This is a genomic window from Streptomyces achromogenes, assembly GCF_030816715.1.
Lineage (GTDB): Bacteria > Actinomycetota > Actinomycetes > Streptomycetales > Streptomycetaceae > Streptomyces > Streptomyces achromogenes_A.
This window is the reverse complement of the sequence record NZ_JAUSYH010000001.1, coordinates 7,387,117-7,405,412: the sequence shown is the minus strand read 5'-3', so window position 1 is coordinate 7,405,412 and position 18,296 is coordinate 7,387,117. Positions and strand designations below refer to the sequence as shown.

Sequence of the window (18,296 nt, the reverse complement as noted above, 5' to 3'; positions counted from 1 at the left end):
GACGACCCTTCGTCTGCGGTGCCTGCGCGGACGCGACCGCGACGGCTGCTCCGTCCGCGGTGGTCGCGACTGCCGAGGGGGGTGGGCGTGCGGGTGCGGCCGCTGCACGGGACGTACCTCCTGAGAGGGACGGACGGGTTCCGCTCTCTCAGTCGCCGCCGCGCGCAGCCGAGTTGCCGGGTCGGGCGACCGGGTTCAGGACGCCCCGCGGGCCCGGGCGACGCTCCTCCGACGGCCCGGAGCAGTCGTCCCGCGGGCCCGGGGGACGTCCCTTCGGCAACTGGGCGGGAAGCGGCTTCCGAAACGCTCTCAGGGCGAACACGGGATCCGGGCGGGGCCGGTCCTGGTCGGGCAGGGCCGCGAGGCGGGCCGCGAAACCGTCGGCCAGCGGATGTCCGGGCGGCAGTGTGACGAACCAACCGCGCCGCAGGTCGGCGATGGCCCGGCGCGGGCTGCGGCCCTGACCCCGGCCCGGGAAGCGGGCCTGCCCCGCAGGGACCAGGCCGGCCGCGACGGCGTACGACTCCACGACCGCGGCGGCGTCCGAGGCCGGCCGACGCGGGCGTGAGGCCAGCACGACATCGATGTCGCTGCCCACGTTGTGCGACGCGCCCTTGTCGACCGTGGTCACGTAGACCCCGCCCGGACGCAGCACCCGGGCGCACTCGGCGACGATCCGCCGCGCGTCCGCCGGGTCCTCCACGAGGTGCAGCAGCCAGACACTGCTGACGGCGTCGAACCGTCCCGCGCCGAAGGGGAGCCGGCGGGCGTCGGCGAGGGCCACCGCGCCCGGCAGCCGGGCGGCGGCGTGGCCTGCCATGGCCGGGGCCCGGTCCACGCCCGTCACGCGCAGGCCGGCCCGTCCGTCGGCGAGCCGCCGGGTGACGATGCCGGTGCCGCACGCGACGTCCAGCAGACTGCGCGCCCCGCCCGGCACCAGGCTGAGGACGCCGTCCGCCGCCGCGGCGGCCCGGGGCTCGCCGCCGCGCAGGGTGTCGTAGCGTTCGGCTTCCTCGTCGTAGTCCAGCACCGCCCGTCCCCCCTCGCCGGCCGCGCGCGTCAGCGCGCCCCGTGCGCGGGGGCCACGGCCTCCACACGGCGGGCGAGCTCGACGTCCAGACCGGTGACGGCGCCACTCGCGCTGTGGGTGTGCACGCTGAGCGCCACGGTGTTGTAGCCGAGGGTGAGCTCGGAGTGGTGGTTGAGCTCCTCCTGGATCTGCGCGACATGGATGACCAGGGAGGTCGCGGCGAAGTGCGAGTCGAGCCGGTAGGCGCGGGTGAGGCGGCCGCCGTCCAGGGACCAGCCGGGCAGCTCGCCCAGACGCTCCTCGATCTCGCTCTGCGACAGCGGTTCGGCCATGACCGGCTCCCTTCGTGGGCGTCGCGTACCCGTCCAGCGTGCCACAGGAATCCCGGGACGGCCCTGGTCAGCAGGGCTGGGCGGGCGGGAAACTCGACGATCAGGGGGTGGCCATCAACCCGGCAGCCGCCCCCCACGCCCCCGCCGGGCGCCGCCGGGCGCGCAGTCGGGTGGCGTTCGGGCACCGTCGGGTGGCGGCCGGACGCCGACCCGGGCACCGACCGGGTGCCGACCGGCCGCGTCCCCCACTCGGAGGGCGCGTGGGTGAACTACGGTCGTAGGCATGACTGTTGTCGCGACCGGCACGGAATCCGCCTCCGCCGATCCCGCCGTCTCCGCAGATCCCGCCGGGTCCGCCCGATCCGCCGACGCCGGTGGCCGGGGCGTGGGCCCGCTGCTGCGGGCCTGGCGGGAACGGCGGCGGATGAGTCAGCTGGAGCTGGCGCTGCGCGCCGACTCCTCGGCCCGGCACGTCAGCTTCGTCGAGACGGGTCGTTCCCGGCCGAGCGAGGACATGGTGCTGCGGCTCGCCGAACAGCTCGACGTGCCCGTGCGCGAGCGCAACGCCCTGCTCCTGGCCGCCGGTTACGCACCGCGTTTCCCGCAGACCCCGCTGGACGACCCGGCGCTGGACGCGTTGCGCGCGGGCCTGGATCGGCTGCTCCAGGGCTACGAGCCGTATCCGGCGCTGGTCATGGACGCCCACTACGACGTGGTGGCGGCCAACCGGGGCATCACGATGCTGCTCGAGGGCGTCCCGGAGTCGCTGCTGACGCCGCCGCTGAACGCGATGCGCCTCACCCTCCACCCGCGGGGACTCGCCCCGCGCATCCGCAATCTGCGCGAGTGGCGCGGTCACCTGCTCGGGCAGATGGAGCGCCAGATCGCCCTCTACCGCTCGAAGCCGCTGCGGGAACTGTACGAGGAGGTGGCCGCCTATCCGGTCGCACACCCCGAACCGGCCGGTGAACCGGGCGAGCCCGTGCCGTACTTCGCGCTGCCGATGCGGATCGAGCACGAGGGGCGGATCCTCTCCTTCATCTCGTCGGTCGCCACCTTCAACACCCCCATGGACGTGACGGTCGCCGAACTCGCCGTCGAGACGTTCCTGCCGGCCGATCCGGCGACTGCCAAGTACCTCCACAGTCTCGACGGCTGACACCCGGTCAGTCACGGTGCCACCCGGTCGAACGCCTCGGTTGAATGCCCCACTCCGCTATCCGTGAGATCGGGGCCGGGACGTGACAGACTGGCCCGCGTGCCTCGACACGCAGGGGAGACGTGGGGTGAGTGAGCGACGGCCCGCGCCCACGGTGGGCCAGGTGGTACTCGGCAGACGGCTGCAGGAACTACGCGAGGCGGCCGGCCTCAGCCGCGACGAGGCAGCCCGTGCCCTGCGCGTCGCCCCGGCGACCGTACGGCGCATGGAGACGGCCGACGTCGCGCTGAAGGTGCCGTACGTGCAGGTCCTCCTGGAGGCGTACGGGGTCCCCCGGGACGAGGCGGAGGCGTTCGTCTCGCTCACCGAGGAGGCGAACCGGCCCGGCTGGTGGCAGCGCTACCACGACGTCCTGCCGGAGTGGTTCAGCCTGTACGTGAGCCTGGAGGGCGCCGCCCGGCTGATCCGCTCGTACGAGCCGCACTTCGTGCCGGGCCTGCTGCAGACGCGGGCCTACGCGTCGGCGGTCCTGGAGGCGGGGACCGTCGGGCGCACCCGGCCGGACTCCCTCGAACGGCACGTGGCCCTGCGCATGGCCCGCCAGCGACTGCTGGAGAGCGCCGACCCGCCCCGCCTGTGGGTGGTGATGGACGAGACGGTGCTCCGCCGGCCGGTGAGCGTCGACGCCGCCGTGATGGCCGAACAGCTGGACAAGCTGCTGGAGTTCGCCGAGCGGGACCGGATCACTCTGCAGGTTTCCGAGTTCGCCGCGGGCCCGCATCCCGGCACGTCCGCGCCGTTCTCGCTGTTCCGTTTCGGCGAGCCCGAGCTGCCCGACATGGTCGTCACCGAGTATCTGACCGGCGCGCTCTACCTCGACGACCGCAAGGAGGTCTCCGCGCACCTGGAGGTCCTCGACCACATGACGACGCACGCCGCGTCCGCAGAGCACACCCGGCAGATCCTGCGGGACACCCGCGACGGCCTCTGACCCGGCCGGCCGGGAGCCGCGTCCCGCGAAGAATCCGGCCGGGAGCCGGGGCCTTGTGGCAGGTTCCGTGAAGGCCTCTTGCCGCCCACCCGGCACGGCAGTCCCGCTCGGGTAGCATCGGTGACGGACAGTCAACAGCGTTGCACAGGCGATCAGCAGGGCTGTAGGGGCAGTCAAGGGTGTTGCTCGGGCGGGGGCTTCGGGAGAGGCGGGCATGGTCAGGAAGTACGTCGTCTCTCCGGGCGGTCGCCGCGGCGCGCATCCCGACATCGGGTCCGCGCTGCGAGCCGCGGCCGCGCGCGGCCGCGCCGCGCGCATCGAGATCGCGCCCGGCCAGTACGAGGAACAGCTCACGGTCCACGGCGAGGTCGAGCTGGTGGCGGTCGGCGAACCCGGCTCCGTGGTGGTGAGCCGGCCGCGGGGCACCGTGCTGACCGCGTTCGGGTCGGTGGTGGTCCGCGGACTCGTGCTGACCGGGCGGGACGCCGACGCCGGAGTCGTCGACTGCCGGGCCGGATTCCTCACCCTCGACCGGGTGGAGGTGCGGGCGCACCACGGGGTGTGCGTGCACGTGCGGCCGGGCGCCTCCGCGACGCTGACGGACAGCGGGTTCCGGTTCGGCCGCACCGTTTTCACCGGCGCGACCGCAGTCGTCGAGCGGTGCCGGTTCGCCGGTGCGGCCGACAACGCGGTCGCGGTGATCGAGAGCGCCCGGGTCACGATCCGGGACAGCCGCATCGACGGCGCCCGGATCCACGGCGTGCGCGTCAGCGACGCCTCGGCGCAGCTCACCGGTTGCGAGATCACCGGCACCGAGCGGGCGGCCGTGATCGCGGACACGCAGGCGGAGTTGACCGTCGAGGGCTGCCGGATCGAGGGCGTGCACGGGCCGGCGCTCCAGTTCGTCGAGCAGTCCCGGGGCGCCGTGCGCGGCACCCGGGTCCGCGACGCCGAGAACGGGATCGTGGTGGCGAGCGGCGCCGACCCGCAGGTGCGGGACTGCGTGTTCACCGGCTGCCGCGACACGGGCATCCACGTCCAGGAAGCGGGCCGGGGCGCCTTCGAGGACTGCGAGGTCGTCGACGCGGGCAACGTCGGGGTGCTGTCGACGCGGGGTGGCGCTCCGCACGTGAGCGGCTGCCGCGTCTCGGGCGGCAACGTGGGCATCGCCGTCACGGATCGCGCCAGGGGCAGGTTCACCGGCTGCCATGTGCACGACCTGACCGGCGTCGGGTTGCGGGTCTGGGACGAGAGCAAGACCGTGTTCGAGGACGTCCGCGTCGAGCGCTGCCCGTTCGGTCTGGACGCCAAGGGCAACGGCGGCACCACGGCAGAGCTCACCGGTGTGGCCTTCGGTGACTTCGACATGATCGCCGTGGCCGCCGTCGGCCAGTCCCGGGTGACGCTCAGAGCGGCCACCGCCGAGCGCGGGCTGCTGGGCTTCGGCGCGGGCGAGGAAGCCCAACTCCAGCTGCACGACTGCACCGTCATTGGGGTGGAGACCGGCGGGGCCCTGGCGTTCGGGACGGCACGGCTCGTCGCCCGGAACCTCACCGTGACGGGGGCGCAGTCGTACGGACTGTGCGGGACGGGCTCCGCGTTCGTGGACGTCGCCGGCAGCCGTTTCGAGGAGTGCGCGGCCACGGGCCTGCGCTTCGACGAGTCGTGCGGCGGCCGGCTGGTGGACTGTTCCGTGACCGGGACGTCGGGGACCGCGGTGCAGCACAACGGGCGCGTCCAGCTGGTCTCGTTGCAAACGACGCTGCCGGTCAAGGAGATCACCGAGCCCGCCCCGCCGCCGACGATCGTGAACAACTACCACGGCCCCGTCTTCGTGGAGGCCGTGCACAGTGCCCAGTTGGCGTGGGGCAACACCAACGTCGTCCAGCAGCAGACACACCAGAGCCGACCGGACGACCGGAGCGAGCAGACCGCGCAGAGCGTGCGAACCGAGCAGACCGGGCGAACCGAGCGGACCGATGACCCCGGCCACGTCGACCCCGTCGAGCGACCCTGACACGTCCGGCCTCTCCCACCCCACCCACCGCACACACCGACCCCACCGCACACACCCACCCCACCGACCCGGACGGAGCCAGCCGGTGAACGAGCCGAACGACCCGAGCGCAGCGAACGGTGCCGACGGCCGGCAGCAGGTGAACCATTACGACGGCCCGGTGTTCAACAAGGTTGTCTCGAACGCCCAGTTGGCGTGGAACAACGAAACTGTCACCCAGAATCAGCAGATCAACGACGGCTCGGTCGCGCCCGGTTACGAGGCGCTCGCGGCGCTGGTGACCGATCTGCTCCGGCAACTGCCCGGGGCGGGTCTCGACGACCGCGACCGTGCGGACGCCGCGACGGCGGCCGAGGAGGTCATCGCGGAGATCACCGGCTCCGGCTCCCCCGAGCCCGGCCGCGTCCGCCGTGCGGTCACCACGCTCAAGGGGGCCCTGGCCCCCGTGGCGACCGGTCTGGCGGCGGGAACGGCCGTGGGAGCGCAGGAGTGGGCCCAGTCGGCGATCAGGGGTCTGACCGGCCTCGTCTGAACCGCGAGGCGGGTCGGACCGGCCCGGGCCGGGCGCGCGGACCGTCCGTCGGGAGCGGCCCGGCGTGCCCGGCGAGGGCGGCCGGTCAGGCGAGCTTGGCCGACAGCGTGATCGGGACGGCCTTCAGGGCCTGGCTGACGGGGCAGTTGACCTTGGCCTGCTCGGCGGCGGCGAGGAAGCCGTCCTCGTCGAGGCCGGGCACCGTGCCCTCCACGGTCAGGTGGATGCCGGTGATGCCCTCGCCCGGCTGGAAGGTCACGTCCGCCGAGGTGACGAGCTTGGCGGGCGGCGTGCCCGCTCCGGCCAGGGCGTGCGAGAAGGCCATGGAGAAGCAGCTGGAGTGGGCTGCCGCGATGAGCTCCTCGGGACTGGTCTTGCCGTTCGCCTCCTGGGTACGGGCGGCCCACGTCACGGGCTGCTGGTCGATGGCGCCGGAGGAGTCGAAGGTCACGACCCCGTTGCCCTCGATCAGATTGCCTTCCCAGACGGTGTGTGCGGAGCGCGTGGTGGCCACGGTTCTTCCTTTCGCATGGGGATCCCGCTGGACGGGATTGCCTGCCCCCATCCGATCACACTCCGCCTCACCGCACCCGGAACACCGGCCCCCGAGCCGTGAACGGCAGCCGTCGGCCGGGCGGCACCAAGTAGGCGTGCTCGCGCCGCACCCGCAGGACGTCGCACCATCCGTCGGTGATCACCAGCAGGGGTGCGCCGGGAGGGAAGTCGTCAGCGCGGTCCAGCAGGTCGACGCCGGGCTGCAAAACCGTCCCGCCGCGTCCGTGCACGCGGACCCGGCCGGCGATCTCGGTGACCGGGAGGTAGCCGGCGTCGTGCGGCACGGTGTCGCAGAACACGACCCGGGCGGCCGGCACGTCACGGGCCGCGGCGTACGAGGCGATCGCGCCGAGCGCCTTGCCCAACAAGGTCCGGTCCATGGAGCCGGAGGTGTCCAGGACGACACCGAACGTGCAGCGGGCGATCTCCTCGGGCGGAAACCAGCGGCCGGCGCGCGGGATGCCGGGTGTGGACGCCTGGCGGCGCGCGGGACGGGCGTACGTGCGCGCCGGCTGCGGACGCGGCACGAACTCGTCGAACCAGCGGGCCAGTCGGGCGTCCCAGGGCAGCGGCGGATGGCTGAGCGCGCGGATCTCCTCCACCAGCCCTCCCGGCAGGAAGCCGCGCTCCTGCCGCTGGTGCAGGTCGAGGCCCTGGGCGAGGCCGCGGCGGTAGAAGCCGTCGAGGTCGACGTGGTCGCGGGGCGGGCCGAGCGGGGCGCCGAACACGTCGCCGAGTCCTTTGCCGCGCAGGGTGGCCAGTCGTCGCATGCGGCGCAGGTCCGCGGTGATGCGGTCGTACACCTCCTCGGCCGACAGGCCCGCCAGGTCGGGGTCGAACAGGAGCCCCTCGGGCATGGTGCCGACCTGCATGTCGCACAGCCAGCCGTTGACGACGTAGTCGCAGGCGACGTTGAAGAGAAAAGGGTCGCGGGCGCCGCCGCGGTCGCCGTGCCGCAGGGCGGCGTGCAGCATCTCGTGGGCGAGGATGAACCGCCACTCCTCCTCGTCGAACCGGCACAGCGGGTTGACGTAGATCTCGCCTGCCTCCGGGTTCACGGCGGCGATCGATATGCCGTGTCCGCGGGCGAGTTCGGCGTCGGCTACCAGCCTGATGCCGGCCGCGAGGCCGCCGAGCAGCGGGTAGGACGAGACGAACCAGCCGAGCGCGCGCTCCCATGGCTGCCGGGCGGTCACGCCGCCGTGCAAGGTGTCTCGGCGGCCGCCCGCCAGGTCCATCGCGGCGGACACGGTCCGGGTCAGGGCGCCGGCGAAGGCCAGCTGCCAGTCCGGCAGTTGCCCGCCGGACCGGTGTTCGGCGGGCACGAGCACCTGGTCGGCCCGGTCGCCCGCCGTGCCGCAGCGCCCGTACACGGCCGGCAGCCCGGTGCGCCGCCAGCCGGCGGCGAGCCGCTCCTCGTCGCCGTCCGGGTACGACAGCGGCAGTTCGTCCGGCGGGCGGCCGACGGGGAAGGTCAGCAGGAAGCGGTTGACGATCGTGCAGCGCGCGGCGATCTCGTACCGGTCGGGCTGGGTGCGGCTGCCCCGGGCCGCCGGGAGGTGCCCGAACCCGAGGTGCAGCACCGCGTGGGCGAGCGACCAGGCCCACAGAGCGGGGTCGGCGATCCGGTCCGGGGGGACGTGCAGAACGCCGGCCGAGTCGACACGGACCAGCCCGTCCCGGGGCGCCGCCGGGCATTCCTCGTGACGGCACACGGTGTAGTCGAGGGAGGACAGCGCCGGGTTGGCCCGCGCCAGCGCCAGCCCCGCGTCGAACGCCTCCCGCGCGAGGTCCCGCTTCTTCCTGCCGCCCCCGGTCCCGCTCACCGCCGCGCCTCCACCAGCCGCGGCATGTCCCGGGCCGCCTCCACCAGGAACCAGGCGGGCAGCACGGGGTTGCCGTCGGCGTCGGAGGCGATGACGGTCTGGGCGACCTCGACGGAGATCTCGGCGAGCCGTACCAGAAGCGACTTGGCGCGGTACGCGATCTGCCGCGCGCCCGCGGACATGTGCTCCCGGCTGGCCGGCAGCTCCTTGACGAGCCGGCCGCGGAACGAGTCGGCGAGGTAGTAGAGCAGGTCGCGGTCTTCGACGCGGTGCGGCCAGGGGGCCTCGCCCTTGAGGACGGCGTCGATTCCGTAGCGGCTGCGCACGATCTTGACGTAACCGCAGAAGGCGGTGGCGTGCGCGGGCGTCAGCGTGCCGTGGGCGAGGACCTTCAGGGTGTCCTCGCCGAGGTCGCGGCCGAAGGAGTGCAGGGCGTCGGAGAGCATGTGCCAGGAGCGGGGTGTGGAGAACGCCTCCTCGGTCTTCGGCGGCTTCGACCACAGGTGATCGGGCCGGTCGGTGAGGTGGTCGAGGATCCAGGGGTGGATGCCGTGTCCCGCCGCCCAGGCCAGCCAGTCCCCGGGGGAGACCTCCAGGTGGACGTGGGTGAGGCGGTTGACGAGCGCGGAGGCGATCGGGCGGGCGAGCGCGTTGTCGGTGGCCCGGTTCCCGGCGCCGATGACGATGGACCCCTCGGGCAGCTCGTAGTCGCCGATCCGGCGGTCGAGGATCAGCGAGTAGAACGCCTTCTGCACGTCCGGCGAGGCCGCGTTGAGCTCGTCCAGGAACAGGCAGTACGGCTCGTCGCGGGCGATGGCCCGCGGCGGGCAGAACACCGACCGCCCGTCCCGGATCTGGGGCACGCCGATCAGGTCCTCGGGCGCGAGCTGTGTGCCGAGCAGGCTCACGCACTCCAGGCCGAGCGACTCGGCGAACTCCCTGACCAGAGAGGACTTTCCGATGCCGGGGGCGCCCCAGAGGAACACGGGCCGCACGACGGCGAGGCCGAGGAGGAGGTCGGGGACGCGGGAGGGCGTGACGGTGACGGCAGCCTGCAAGGCGAAGGTCCTCGGGGGAAGCGAAGGGTGCGCGAGTGCGCGGGACGGCGAAAGGGATCCGCACGGACAGTGTGGTCCCGCGCGGCTCCCGGCGCAGCCGGTTTTCAGGCGGCGCGTTCCTCCTGGGCGGGCTCCTCGGGTGCCGTCTCCAGCGGGACCTGGGGGCCTTCGGACTCGCGCAGCCAGCGGCGCAGCACGCGGTGCACGTGTTCCGCGCCGACGAGTTCCGCGCCGTCCCGGGCCGGCGCGGACAGGGCCAGCGGGGACATCAGGAACGGCCGGGCCTGGGCGCCGCCGAGGCCGCCGTGCGAGCCGATCTGCTCCTCGAAGGCGAGGACCTCGCCGTCGGCCGGTTCGAGGCAGGAGTTGACCATGATGTCGGCGGTGTGCGGGAAGCCGTGGGTGCGGCGCACGGCGTCGGCCGCGCCGGCCCCGAACGCGGCCAGCGGGCCGGGGTCTTCGTCGAGCCGGTCGAGGGGGATCTGCGCACCGTACGCGCCGAGGACGACCCCGCCGTGCTCCTCGCTGCGCACCAGCAGGAAGCCGACGCCGGGATGGTTGGCGAGCGTGGACAGCAGCGCGGGGTGACGGGCGTCGATCTCCTCCTTGCTCATCCGGTGCGCGACGTCCGGGAAGGAGATCAGGCCGAGGTTGCCGGAGGCCAGCACGATCGGCTCCGAGCGGCGGCCGGACGGCTCCCGGCCGCCGGTCGTCTCCTCGACGGGGCGGCGCAGCGCGGCGCGGACGGCCGCGCGGGCCTCGGCGCCGCTGTGGGTGCGTTCCGCCCTGCGCGGCACGGGCAGTCCGCAGCCGGCCCGCACCAGGTCGCCGAGGGTGAGGCCGTAACGGGCGCGAAACGTTTCGCCGGGACTCTGGCCGTGATCGGACAGGACGACGATCCGGTAGGGGCGGGGGGCGTGCTCGGCGACGGTCTCGATCAGCGCGAGCGCCCGGTCGAGCCGGCCGAGGACCTGCTCGGTGTCCCGGCCGAGCGGCCCGGAGTGGTGCGCGACCTCGTCGTACGCCACCAGGTCGGCGTAGACGGCGCTGCGCCCGGCGAGCATGTCGCCCATCACCGCGGCCACCACGACGTCGCGTTCGACGACGGTCGCGAAGGCGCGGACGACGGGGTAGAGGCCGCCGCGGCCCACGCGCGGGCGGTCGCCGCGCAGCCGGGCGCGGGTGGACTGGCCGATCTCGCGGACGACCTCGGCGACGAACGACAGTGCGGTGCGCACGGCGTTGGCCGGGTCGCTGAAGTACGCGAAGTAGCCGGCCCGGGAGCGGGTCTCACGGCTGCGCCGGCGGGTGGCTATGGACAGCACGAGCGCCTGCTCGTCGGCGCCGCCGCCGAACAGGTTGCCGCGGCTGGCGCCGTCGGCGGACAGCAGCCCGCCGTCACCGGTGCGTTCGACCGCGCGGCGCTGGAGTTCGGCGGCGCTGGTCGGACGGTTGCAGACCATCACCTCCCCGGTGTCCTTCTCGTACCAGCGGAAGGCGGGCACGTCGTGGTTGCTGCCGTGCAGGATGCCGAGCTGGCTGGCGCCTGTCTGGCTGGACCAGTCGGTGCGCCAGTGGGTGAGCCGGTGCGTGGCGCGCGGCGGGCTCCCCGGTGCGCCGGCGCCGCCTTCGGCCGGCGCGTCGCCCAGCCACTGCGCGACGGTCGGCATCAGCCCCTTGCGCACGGCCGCCACCAGCACGTCGTGGCCCACGCCGTCGAGCTGGAGGAAGACGGTGCCGTGGGTGGCGGGGCAGGCGGGGCCGCCTCTGCGCCGGCGGTCGGCGAGGCGGTACAGGCGGCGACGGTAGGCGTCGTCGTCGCGCACGGCCAGGGCCGCGCCCGTCGCGGAGGCGACGGCGGACATCACGGCGGCGACGATGACGGCGGTCTCGGGGGCCGCCTCGCTCTGCCCGGAGGGGTTCAGCCGCAGGGCGAGGAGCAGCAGCGAGCCGTTGAGGAAGAACACCAGCAGGCCGAGGACCAGCGCCGGCACGAGCAGCAGGAGGCGGACCAGCAGCGGCCAGGCCAGGGCGGACAGCACGCCGAAGACGCCCGCGCCGACGGCGGCGGTCATGGCGACGGTGGTGGCGCTGTCGCCGTCGGGCGACTGCAGCCGGAAGTCCGGCAGGATCCCCGCCAGCACGAGCATCGTCAGGGTGGAGACGGCCCACACCGTGACGCTCCGCCCGGCCTGACTGACGGCCCGCCGCCATCGCACCCCACGCACGCCCCGTACACCTCGCGTTCCGGCCCCGACGCCCGTGGGAGCCGTCTTCCACCCTGCCATACCGCGGCGAGGGGCACGCCGGGGACTACCGTCCGTCGTAGCCGGCCGTCGGCATGGACAGCCTGCGGTGCACCCGGGCCTTCATCTGCGCGTCGTAGGCGGGTTCGGCGCTGCCGACCGTCTCCACGCGCACCCCGCGCCGCGCACACTCGGCGGCGAACTCGTCCACGGACGACAACGCGCTCTCCAGCACCCGGCGGCTCGGCGCGACGAACAGGTCGACGCCGGGCACCACCCCGTCCCACAGCACGCTGTGGTCGGCGCGCAGTCCGCGCACCAGCAGTTCCCGGCTGACGACGTGTCCGCGCTCCGCGGCCCACCGCGCGCACATCGCGTGCTGGCTGCGGGAGTCCACCAGGAAGGGATCGGCGTCCAGTTCCTCGAGCGGCGTCAGACTCGCGATCGCGGTGACCCGCGTTTCCCGCAGCGGTCCCATGGCGTCCCCCCTCACCTCCGGGTTCAGTCGCCGACCCTACTCCTGCCCGTAGGCTTCGGGGGAGTCGCGCGAAGGAGGCAAAGAGGTGCCGGTGGAGATCACGTGGTGGGGTCACGCGACCTGTACGGTCGAGGATTCGGACGTGCGTGTGCTCACCGACCCCTTGTTCGTCCGCCGGCTCGCGCATCTGCGCCGCCGCCGGGGCGCCCTGCCCCCGCCCGGGGCCTGGAACGCCGACGTGGCGCTCGTCTCGCACCTGCACGCCGACCATCTGCACGTGCCGTCGCTGGCGCGCCTCGCGCCGGGCACGCGCCTGCTGGTGCCCCGGGGCGCGCCGCGCGCCGTGCCCGGGCTGCGGCGGCTGCGGCATCTGCGGCTGAGCGAGATGGAGCCGGGCGACGAGACGTCCGTGGGCGGGGTCCGGATACGGGCGGTGCCCGCGCGGCACGACGGACGGCGGCTGCCGGTCGGCCGGCGCTCCTCCCCCGCGCTCGGGTACGTCGTCGAAGGCGCGGCACGGACGTACTTCGCCGGAGACACCGGCCTGTTCGAGGACATGGCCGAGGAGGTCGGGCCGGTCGACGTGGCGCTGCTGCCGGTGGGCGGCTGGGGGCCGCATCTGGGCGAGGGGCACCTGGACGCGGGACGGGCGGCCGAGGCGCTGGCCCGGCTGGGGCCGCGCAGCGCGGTGCCGGTGCACTACGGAACGTACTGGCCGATCGGCATGGACGCGGTGCGGCCCCACGAGTTCCACGCGCCCGGCGAGGAGTTCGTGCGGCTCGCGGCGGAGCGTGCGCCGGGCGTGGCCGTGCACCGGCTGGGGCATGGGGAGAGCGTGCGCCTGGAGGAGGCGCGGTGACTCTCGCGGCCGCCGCGGTCACGACGGTCATACCGACCGAGGCCACGCAACAGGCGCTCGGCTATCCGTCGCTGTTCTTGCTGGTGCTGATCGGGGCGCTGGTGCCGGTGGTGCCGACGGGGGCGCTGGTGAGTACGGCGGCCGTGGTCGCGTTCCATCAGAAGGCGCCGTTCTCCCTGCTCCTGGTGTTCGTGACGGCGTCGCTGGCCGCGTTCTGCGGGGACGCGGCCCTGTACTGGCTGGGGCGGCGCGGGATGCGGTCGAAGAACGGCTCGCGCTGGCTGGAGGCGATCCGCTCCCGGGCGCCCGAGGAGCGGCTGGCGCAGGCGCAGGGCAAACTCGCCGACCACGGCACGGCGGTGCTGGTGCTGTCCCGGCTGGTGCCGGCGGGACGCATCCCGGTGATGCTGGCCTGTCTGATGGCGAAGTGGCCGCTGCGCCGCTTCTCGCGCGGCAACCTTCCGGCCTGTCTCGCCTGGGCGGTGACGTACCAGCTGATCGGCATTCTCGGCGGCTCGCTGTTCCCCGAGCCGTGGGAGGGAGTGGTCGCCGCGATCGTCCTGACCGTGCTGGTCGGCGCGGCCCCGAGCCTGTGGCGCCGCGTCCGGGGGACCCGGACGGCCTGAGAGCCCCGGGCCCCGGCCCGCCCGCCGACGCGGCCCTGCGCGGCAGCGCCCCGCCCTACGGCACCGTGCATTGCGGCACCCCGCCCTTCGGTGCCCCTCCCTTCTGCCGTCCCGTACTGCGGCACCCCGCCCTTCGGGCGGGGCTAGTCCAGTACCCGTGAGCCTCCCACCGGCAGGTCCCACAGGGCGTCGCGGTCCAGGCCCGCCTTGTGCCAGGCGGCACGCACACGCGTGAGGGGTTCGAGGACGGGCTCGGCGGAGAGCACGAAGGTGCCCCAGTGCATGGGGGCCATGCGCCGCGCGCCGAGGTCGAGGGCGGCGCGGACCGCCTCTTCCGGGTCGCAGTGCACGTCGCTGAGCCACCAGCGGGGGTCGTAGGCGCCGATCGGCAGCAGTGCCAGGTCGATGCCGGGGTGACGTCGGCCGATACGGGAGAACCAGTGGCCGTAGCCGGTGTCCCCGGCGAAGTAGACGCGCCGGCCGTCGGGGGCGGTGAGCACCCAGCCGCCCCAGAGGGAGTGGCAGGTGTCGGTGAGACTGCGCTTGGACCAGTGGTGCGAGGGCACGAAGTCGAAGCGCACGCCGGACAGTTCGGCCGCCTCCCACCAGTCCAGCTCGGTGACCCGGGTGAACCGGCGGCGCAGGAACCACCGTCCGAGCCCGGCCGGCACGAACACCGGCGTGTCGCGCGGGAGTCGGCGCAGCGTGGGGGCGTCCAGATGGTCGTAGTGGTTGTGGCTGATGACGACGGCGTCGACGCGCGGCAGCGCGGCCCAGGGGACGCCCACGGGGGTGATCCGGGCGGGGGTCCCGAGGATGCGGCGGGACCACACCGGGTCGGTCAGGACGGTCAGGCCGCCGATGCTCACCACCCAGCTGGCGTGCCCCGCCCAGCTGACGGCGAGGGTGCGGGCGTCCACGCGGGGCAGCGGGGCGGGCGCGAAGGGCAGTCGGGGAACGTCGGCGAGGCCCTCCTTGCCGGGGCGCACGGACCCTTCGCGGGCGAACCGGGCGATGGCCTTGAGGCCGGGCAGCGGCGAGGTGAGCCGGTCGTGGAAGGTCCGCGGCCACACCCGGCGCTCGCCCGGCGGCCTGGGTTCGGCGAGCGGCGGGACGGCGGGCGCCGGCGCGAGGGGGGACAGGGACGGCGCGGCGCCGACGGCCCCGCCGGTCACCGTGCTGGTGGCGGTCGACTCGGACTGCTGCGTCATCGAGGAGGCTCCCATCGCTGAGCTTCGTCACGGAGGTCGTCGAAGACCGACCTCATGAGCGTCAACGCACGTTGCACGTGGGGCAGTTCCCACGGTGTGGGCGAGGTGAGGCGTTCCGTGCGCCGGGCGTCCGCGCCATTGAGCAGCATGCCGGTGGAGAACCGGACGTGCAGGGCGCTGAGGTCGTCCCCGAAGCGGTGTCCGCCCGGCGCGGGCATGCCGAGCCGGGCGGAGAGGAAGTCCTCCAGTTCCTGTGCGTCGCCGACGCCGTGGGCGGACAGCGCGTCGCGCAGCGGGCCGAGGTCTGCGTAGAGGTGGCGGCCGGCCCGGGGCGGCAGGGCCAGGCCGCCCGCGGCGACCACGGCGGCGTGCATCTCCCGTGCCACGTGCGCGTGCAGGCGGACGGCGGCGGCCACGCGCGCGGTGACGGGCTCCGGCTCGGTCAGGGCGTACGCGGCCGCGGCGGCGACCGGCGCGGCCACCCGGGCGTCGAGGGCCGTCAGCACGTCGAGCACGCGCGCGTGCAGGGCGTCACCGGCGGCCGAGGCGGGGAACCGGGCGACGGCCGCCGGCCAGCCGACGGGCAGCAGGGCCCCGGCCAGGTCGCTGACGACGGTGACCTCCCCGGGCAGCATCTCGGCGGGGCTGACCAGCACCGTGTCCTGCGGGGTGTGCAGGGTGTCGCGCCAGGTCTCGTCGCTGACCAGGTGCAGGCCCTCCCCCGCGGCGGCCTCCACGGCCTCGTGCAGGACTTCCGGCGGCGCCACGGTGGCGGTCGGGTCGTCGGCGACGGACAGCACCAGCAGGCGCGGGTCGCCGCCCTCGGCACGCACCCGTCGCACGGTCTCCAGCAGGGCGTACGGGTCCGGGACGCCGCCGCACTCCGCGGGCGTCGCGACGTGGAACACGGGCCTGCCCAGCAGCCGGGCGTACGGCGCCCACCAGGCCGCGCAGGGCCGCGGCACCAGGACGTCGCCGCCGAGCACGGCGGTCAGCGCGAGCAGCAGGGCGGGGGCTCCGGGCCCGGCGACGACCCGTCCCGGTTCGGCGGGGCCGCCGCGCCGGGCCCAGTAGCCCCGGGCGGCGTCGAGAAGAGCGCGGCCGCCGCCGACCGGCTCGCCGTCGGCGCGGTCGGCGGCCGCGGCGAGCACCGAGGCGAGTTCGGGCAGCACGGGCAGGCCGTCCGGGGGGAGCGGCGGGCCGTAGCGGACGGGGCCGTGGTCCTCCGGTTCCGTCCGCCGCATGTGGCCCTCCGTGCAGTCCCTGCCTGGTGCCGTGCCGTGCCTGGTGCCGTACCCGGTGCGTGCCTGCCGCCCGGTGCCACCGCGGCCACCGGAGGCCGTGCCGCCCACGGCCGACGGACGCCGTCGTGGGCCGTGTGGTGCGTGACGTCCCGTACGGGGCGCGGCGCTCGCACGGGGCGGTTCGTGCCCTCAGGGTTCTGAGTACCCGGTGGGGCCGCGCGTCATGACCGGCTTCCCGCGTTGCGCCGGTCACAGCGCGGGCCCGCAGGCCGCGCAGGCGGCGTCAGGCGTCGCCGGAAGGTCCGCGGCGGCGCAGCCGGTGCGCGGCGGCGCCGAGAGCGCCGGCGATCAGCAGGCCGCCGGCGGCGAGCGCGGGGACGGAGTCGGTGAAGGCGCCGCCCGCGCCGGCCCGCGCTCCGTGGTCGACGGTCGCGGGCGGGCAGGCGGCGGGGGACGCGGCACCTCGGGGCTGCTCCTCGGTCCGGCCGCAGGGCGGTGCGGTGCGGCAGCCGGCGGAGTGCGGCTGCGCGGTGGTCAGGGGCTGCGGGCAGGGCCGGGCGGTGGGGCAGGACGCTCCGCCGGCCGGTCCGCACGGCGGGGCCGGGGTGCGCGCGACGTCCAGGGTCGCGCTCCACGGCTTCCCCGGTCCGCCGGGCGCGGCCGGGCAGGTGCCGTCGACGGTCCAGGCGGCGTCCGGTCCGACGGCGTCGGGGCTCACCTCGAGCTCCGCGGCGGGGGCGACGAGGGCGGTGCCCTGATACGCCGCGTCCGCCTGCGCGTCGCCCCCAGGAACCTTGGTCAGTTTGACGGCCCCGTCGGCGAAGGCCTGCGAGGTCGCCTCGAGGCTCTCGGGCGCGGCGACGCCGAGAGCGCCGCAGGAGACGGACACGGTGACGCTGCCGCCCGGGGCCACGCTGCCGGGGCTGACCTCCGCCGACGGGTCGGCCGCCGCGGCCGGTCCGGCGCCGACCAGCACGGCACCGGCCACGGCGAGGGCGGAGAGGAAGTGGGCGGTGCGACCCATGGGACGGCTCCTTCGGCCGGGGACAGCGGGGCGGGGCGTTCCTGCCCCACTGCCATCACAGCCCGAGGGATCGCCGGCCGCGCGCGGCCGGACGCCATTGGCGGGACGGCGGCACCCAAGCGGGTGACGCCGCGCCCGGCCGTTCCCGCAGCGGTCCCCCGGACCGGCTTCTACAGCGGTTCCGGCGCGGTCACTCCAGCGGTCACCGCACCGGCTGCCGCATCGCTCTCCACAACGGCTACCGCAGCGGTTCCCGCAACACCTGTTCCCGCAGCCGGTCGCAGCACCGGCTGATGAGGCGGGAGACGTGCATCTGCGAGATGCCCAGCTGCTCCGCGATCCGGCTCTGCGTCATGTCCCCGAAGAACCTCATGTAGAGGATCGCCCGTTCCCGCTCGGGCAGGGCGGCCAGCCGGGGCCTGACCGCCTCCCGGTCGACGACGGTGGCCAGCGCCGGGTCCACCGCGCCCAGCGCGTCGCTCAGGGAGTACCCGTCCTCGCTGCCGGGCAGTTCCGCGTCCAGGGACAGCGCGGAGAAGCTCTCGAGCGCCTCCAGACCGGTGCGGACGTCCTCCTCGCTGAGCTGCGCGCGCTCGGCCATCTCGGCGACGGTGGGACTGCGTCCGGAGACGGTCTGGGACAGTTCCTGCCCGGCGATGCGCACCCTGTTGCGCAGGTCCTGGACCCGGCGCGGCACGTGCAGGGTCCACATGTGGTCGCGGAAGTGCCGCTTGATCTCGCCGGTGACGGTGGGCACGGCGTAGCTCTCGAATGCGTGGCCGCGCGCGGGGTCGTAGCGGTCGACGGCCTTGACCAGGCCGAGGGCGGCGACCTGGCGCAGGTCCTCGTGGTTCTCGCCGCGGTTGCGGAACCGTCCGGCGAGGCGGTCGGCCATGGGCAGCCACGCCTCGACGATCCGGGCCCGCAACGCGTCGCGCCGGGGCCCCGCGGGCAGGGCGGCCAGTTCGCGGAAGGCGTCGGCGGTGTCGGGGGCGTCGTCGTGCGGGTGGCGTTTCGTGTGCGTTCGGTTCGGCATGGGGTGCAGCAACTCCCTTGGAAGTGCTCGAATTCGGCCGGGTCACCGGGGAAGCGGCAACAGCCCGACCGG

At 74.8% G+C, this 18,296-nt stretch carries 16 protein-coding genes and 1 pseudogene; 6 read left to right on the top strand and 11 right to left on the bottom strand.

All coding sequences use genetic code 11. The annotated features are described in order from the left end of the window. Positions 1-292: 292 nt before the first annotated feature. Positions 293-1,030 (bottom strand): annotated as a pseudogene (locus QF032_RS33120) (class I SAM-dependent methyltransferase); the annotation flags it as partial. A 29-nt stretch (positions 1,031-1,059) separates the two neighbouring features. After that, on the bottom strand, positions 1,060-1,362 hold the full coding sequence (locus QF032_RS33115) for a 4a-hydroxytetrahydrobiopterin dehydratase (RefSeq protein WP_307058919.1): 303 nt from the start codon (positions 1,360-1,362) through the stop codon (positions 1,060-1,062). A 283-nt stretch (positions 1,363-1,645) separates the two neighbouring features. On the opposite strand from QF032_RS33115, the gene QF032_RS33110 reads away from it, so the two are divergent. From QF032_RS33110 to QF032_RS33095, 4 genes are all read left to right on the top strand, one after another. Then, the gene (locus tag QF032_RS33110; RefSeq protein WP_307058916.1) at positions 1,646-2,521 is read left to right on the top strand and encodes a helix-turn-helix domain-containing protein; all 876 of its coding nucleotides are present in this window, start codon (positions 1,646-1,648) and stop codon (positions 2,519-2,521) included. Between the two features lie 127 nt (positions 2,522-2,648). Next, complete coding sequence (locus QF032_RS33105) at positions 2,649-3,512, top strand: helix-turn-helix domain-containing protein (protein ID WP_307058914.1); 864 nt, start codon at positions 2,649-2,651, stop codon at positions 3,510-3,512. 214 nt (positions 3,513-3,726) lie between these two features. Next, entirely contained in the window at positions 3,727-5,529 is a 1,803-nt protein-coding gene (locus QF032_RS33100; RefSeq protein WP_307058912.1) for a right-handed parallel beta-helix repeat-containing protein, read from the top strand. A gap of 85 nt (positions 5,530-5,614) precedes the next feature. After that, positions 5,615-6,061: a hypothetical protein gene (locus tag QF032_RS33095; RefSeq protein ID WP_307058909.1), complete on the top strand. Its 447-nt coding sequence runs from the start codon at positions 5,615-5,617 to the stop codon at positions 6,059-6,061. A gap of 85 nt (positions 6,062-6,146) precedes the next feature. On the opposite strand, the gene QF032_RS33090 is transcribed toward QF032_RS33095, so the two are convergent. The 5 genes from QF032_RS33090 to QF032_RS33070 all read right to left on the bottom strand — a co-directional run bounded on the left by QF032_RS33090 (position 6,147) and on the right by QF032_RS33070 (position 12,224). After that, positions 6,147-6,575: an OsmC family protein gene (locus QF032_RS33090; RefSeq protein WP_107446769.1), complete on the bottom strand. Its 429-nt coding sequence runs from the start codon at positions 6,573-6,575 to the stop codon at positions 6,147-6,149. A 67-nt stretch (positions 6,576-6,642) separates the two neighbouring features. After that, positions 6,643-8,442: a vWA domain-containing protein gene (locus QF032_RS33085; RefSeq protein WP_307058907.1), complete on the bottom strand. Its 1,800-nt coding sequence runs from the start codon at positions 8,440-8,442 to the stop codon at positions 6,643-6,645. Beyond that, positions 8,439-9,500 carry an ATP-binding protein gene (locus tag QF032_RS33080; RefSeq protein WP_307047535.1) on the bottom strand — a complete coding sequence of 354 codons (1,062 nt, stop codon included), beginning with the start codon at positions 9,498-9,500 and terminating at the stop codon, positions 8,439-8,441. The genes QF032_RS33085 and QF032_RS33080 overlap by 4 nt, the downstream gene beginning before the upstream one ends. Before the next feature lie 104 nt (positions 9,501-9,604). Continuing rightward, complete coding sequence (locus QF032_RS33075) at positions 9,605-11,788, bottom strand: phage holin family protein (protein WP_373430411.1); 2,184 nt, start codon at positions 11,786-11,788, stop codon at positions 9,605-9,607. A 25-nt stretch (positions 11,789-11,813) separates the two neighbouring features. Continuing rightward, complete coding sequence (locus tag QF032_RS33070; RefSeq protein WP_306947570.1) at positions 11,814-12,224, bottom strand: hypothetical protein; 411 nt, start codon at positions 12,222-12,224, stop codon at positions 11,814-11,816. An 85-nt stretch (positions 12,225-12,309) separates the two neighbouring features. On the opposite strand from QF032_RS33070, the gene QF032_RS33065 reads away from it, so the two are divergent. Then, positions 12,310-13,083 (top strand): MBL fold metallo-hydrolase, encoded by a 774-nt coding sequence (locus QF032_RS33065; RefSeq protein ID WP_307047530.1) that lies wholly within the window; start codon positions 12,310-12,312, stop codon positions 13,081-13,083. Then, entirely contained in the window at positions 13,080-13,709 is a 630-nt protein-coding gene (locus QF032_RS33060; RefSeq protein WP_307058905.1) for a DedA family protein, read from the top strand. Before QF032_RS33065 ends, QF032_RS33060 begins: the two co-directional genes overlap by 4 nt. 143 nt (positions 13,710-13,852) lie before the next feature. On the opposite strand, the gene QF032_RS33055 is transcribed toward QF032_RS33060, so the two are convergent. The 4 genes from QF032_RS33055 to QF032_RS33040 form a co-directional block, all read right to left on the bottom strand. Beyond that, the gene (locus tag QF032_RS33055; protein ID WP_307058903.1) at positions 13,853-14,920 is read right to left on the bottom strand and encodes an MBL fold metallo-hydrolase; all 1,068 of its coding nucleotides are present in this window, start codon (positions 14,918-14,920) and stop codon (positions 13,853-13,855) included. Next, on the bottom strand, positions 14,917-16,164 hold the full coding sequence (locus QF032_RS33050) for an aminotransferase class I/II-fold pyridoxal phosphate-dependent enzyme (protein ID WP_307047528.1): 1,248 nt from the start codon (positions 16,162-16,164) through the stop codon (positions 14,917-14,919). Before QF032_RS33050 ends, QF032_RS33055 begins: the two co-directional genes overlap by 4 nt. Positions 16,165-16,447: 283 nt before the next feature. Beyond that, positions 16,448-17,188 (bottom strand): hypothetical protein, encoded by a 741-nt coding sequence (locus QF032_RS33045; protein WP_307047526.1) that lies wholly within the window; start codon positions 17,186-17,188, stop codon positions 16,448-16,450. 238 nt (positions 17,189-17,426) lie between these two features. Further along, positions 17,427-18,224, bottom strand: coding sequence for an RNA polymerase sigma factor SigF (locus QF032_RS33040; RefSeq protein WP_307047524.1), 798 nt, complete (start codon positions 18,222-18,224; stop codon positions 17,427-17,429). Positions 18,225-18,296 lie beyond the last annotated feature (72 nt).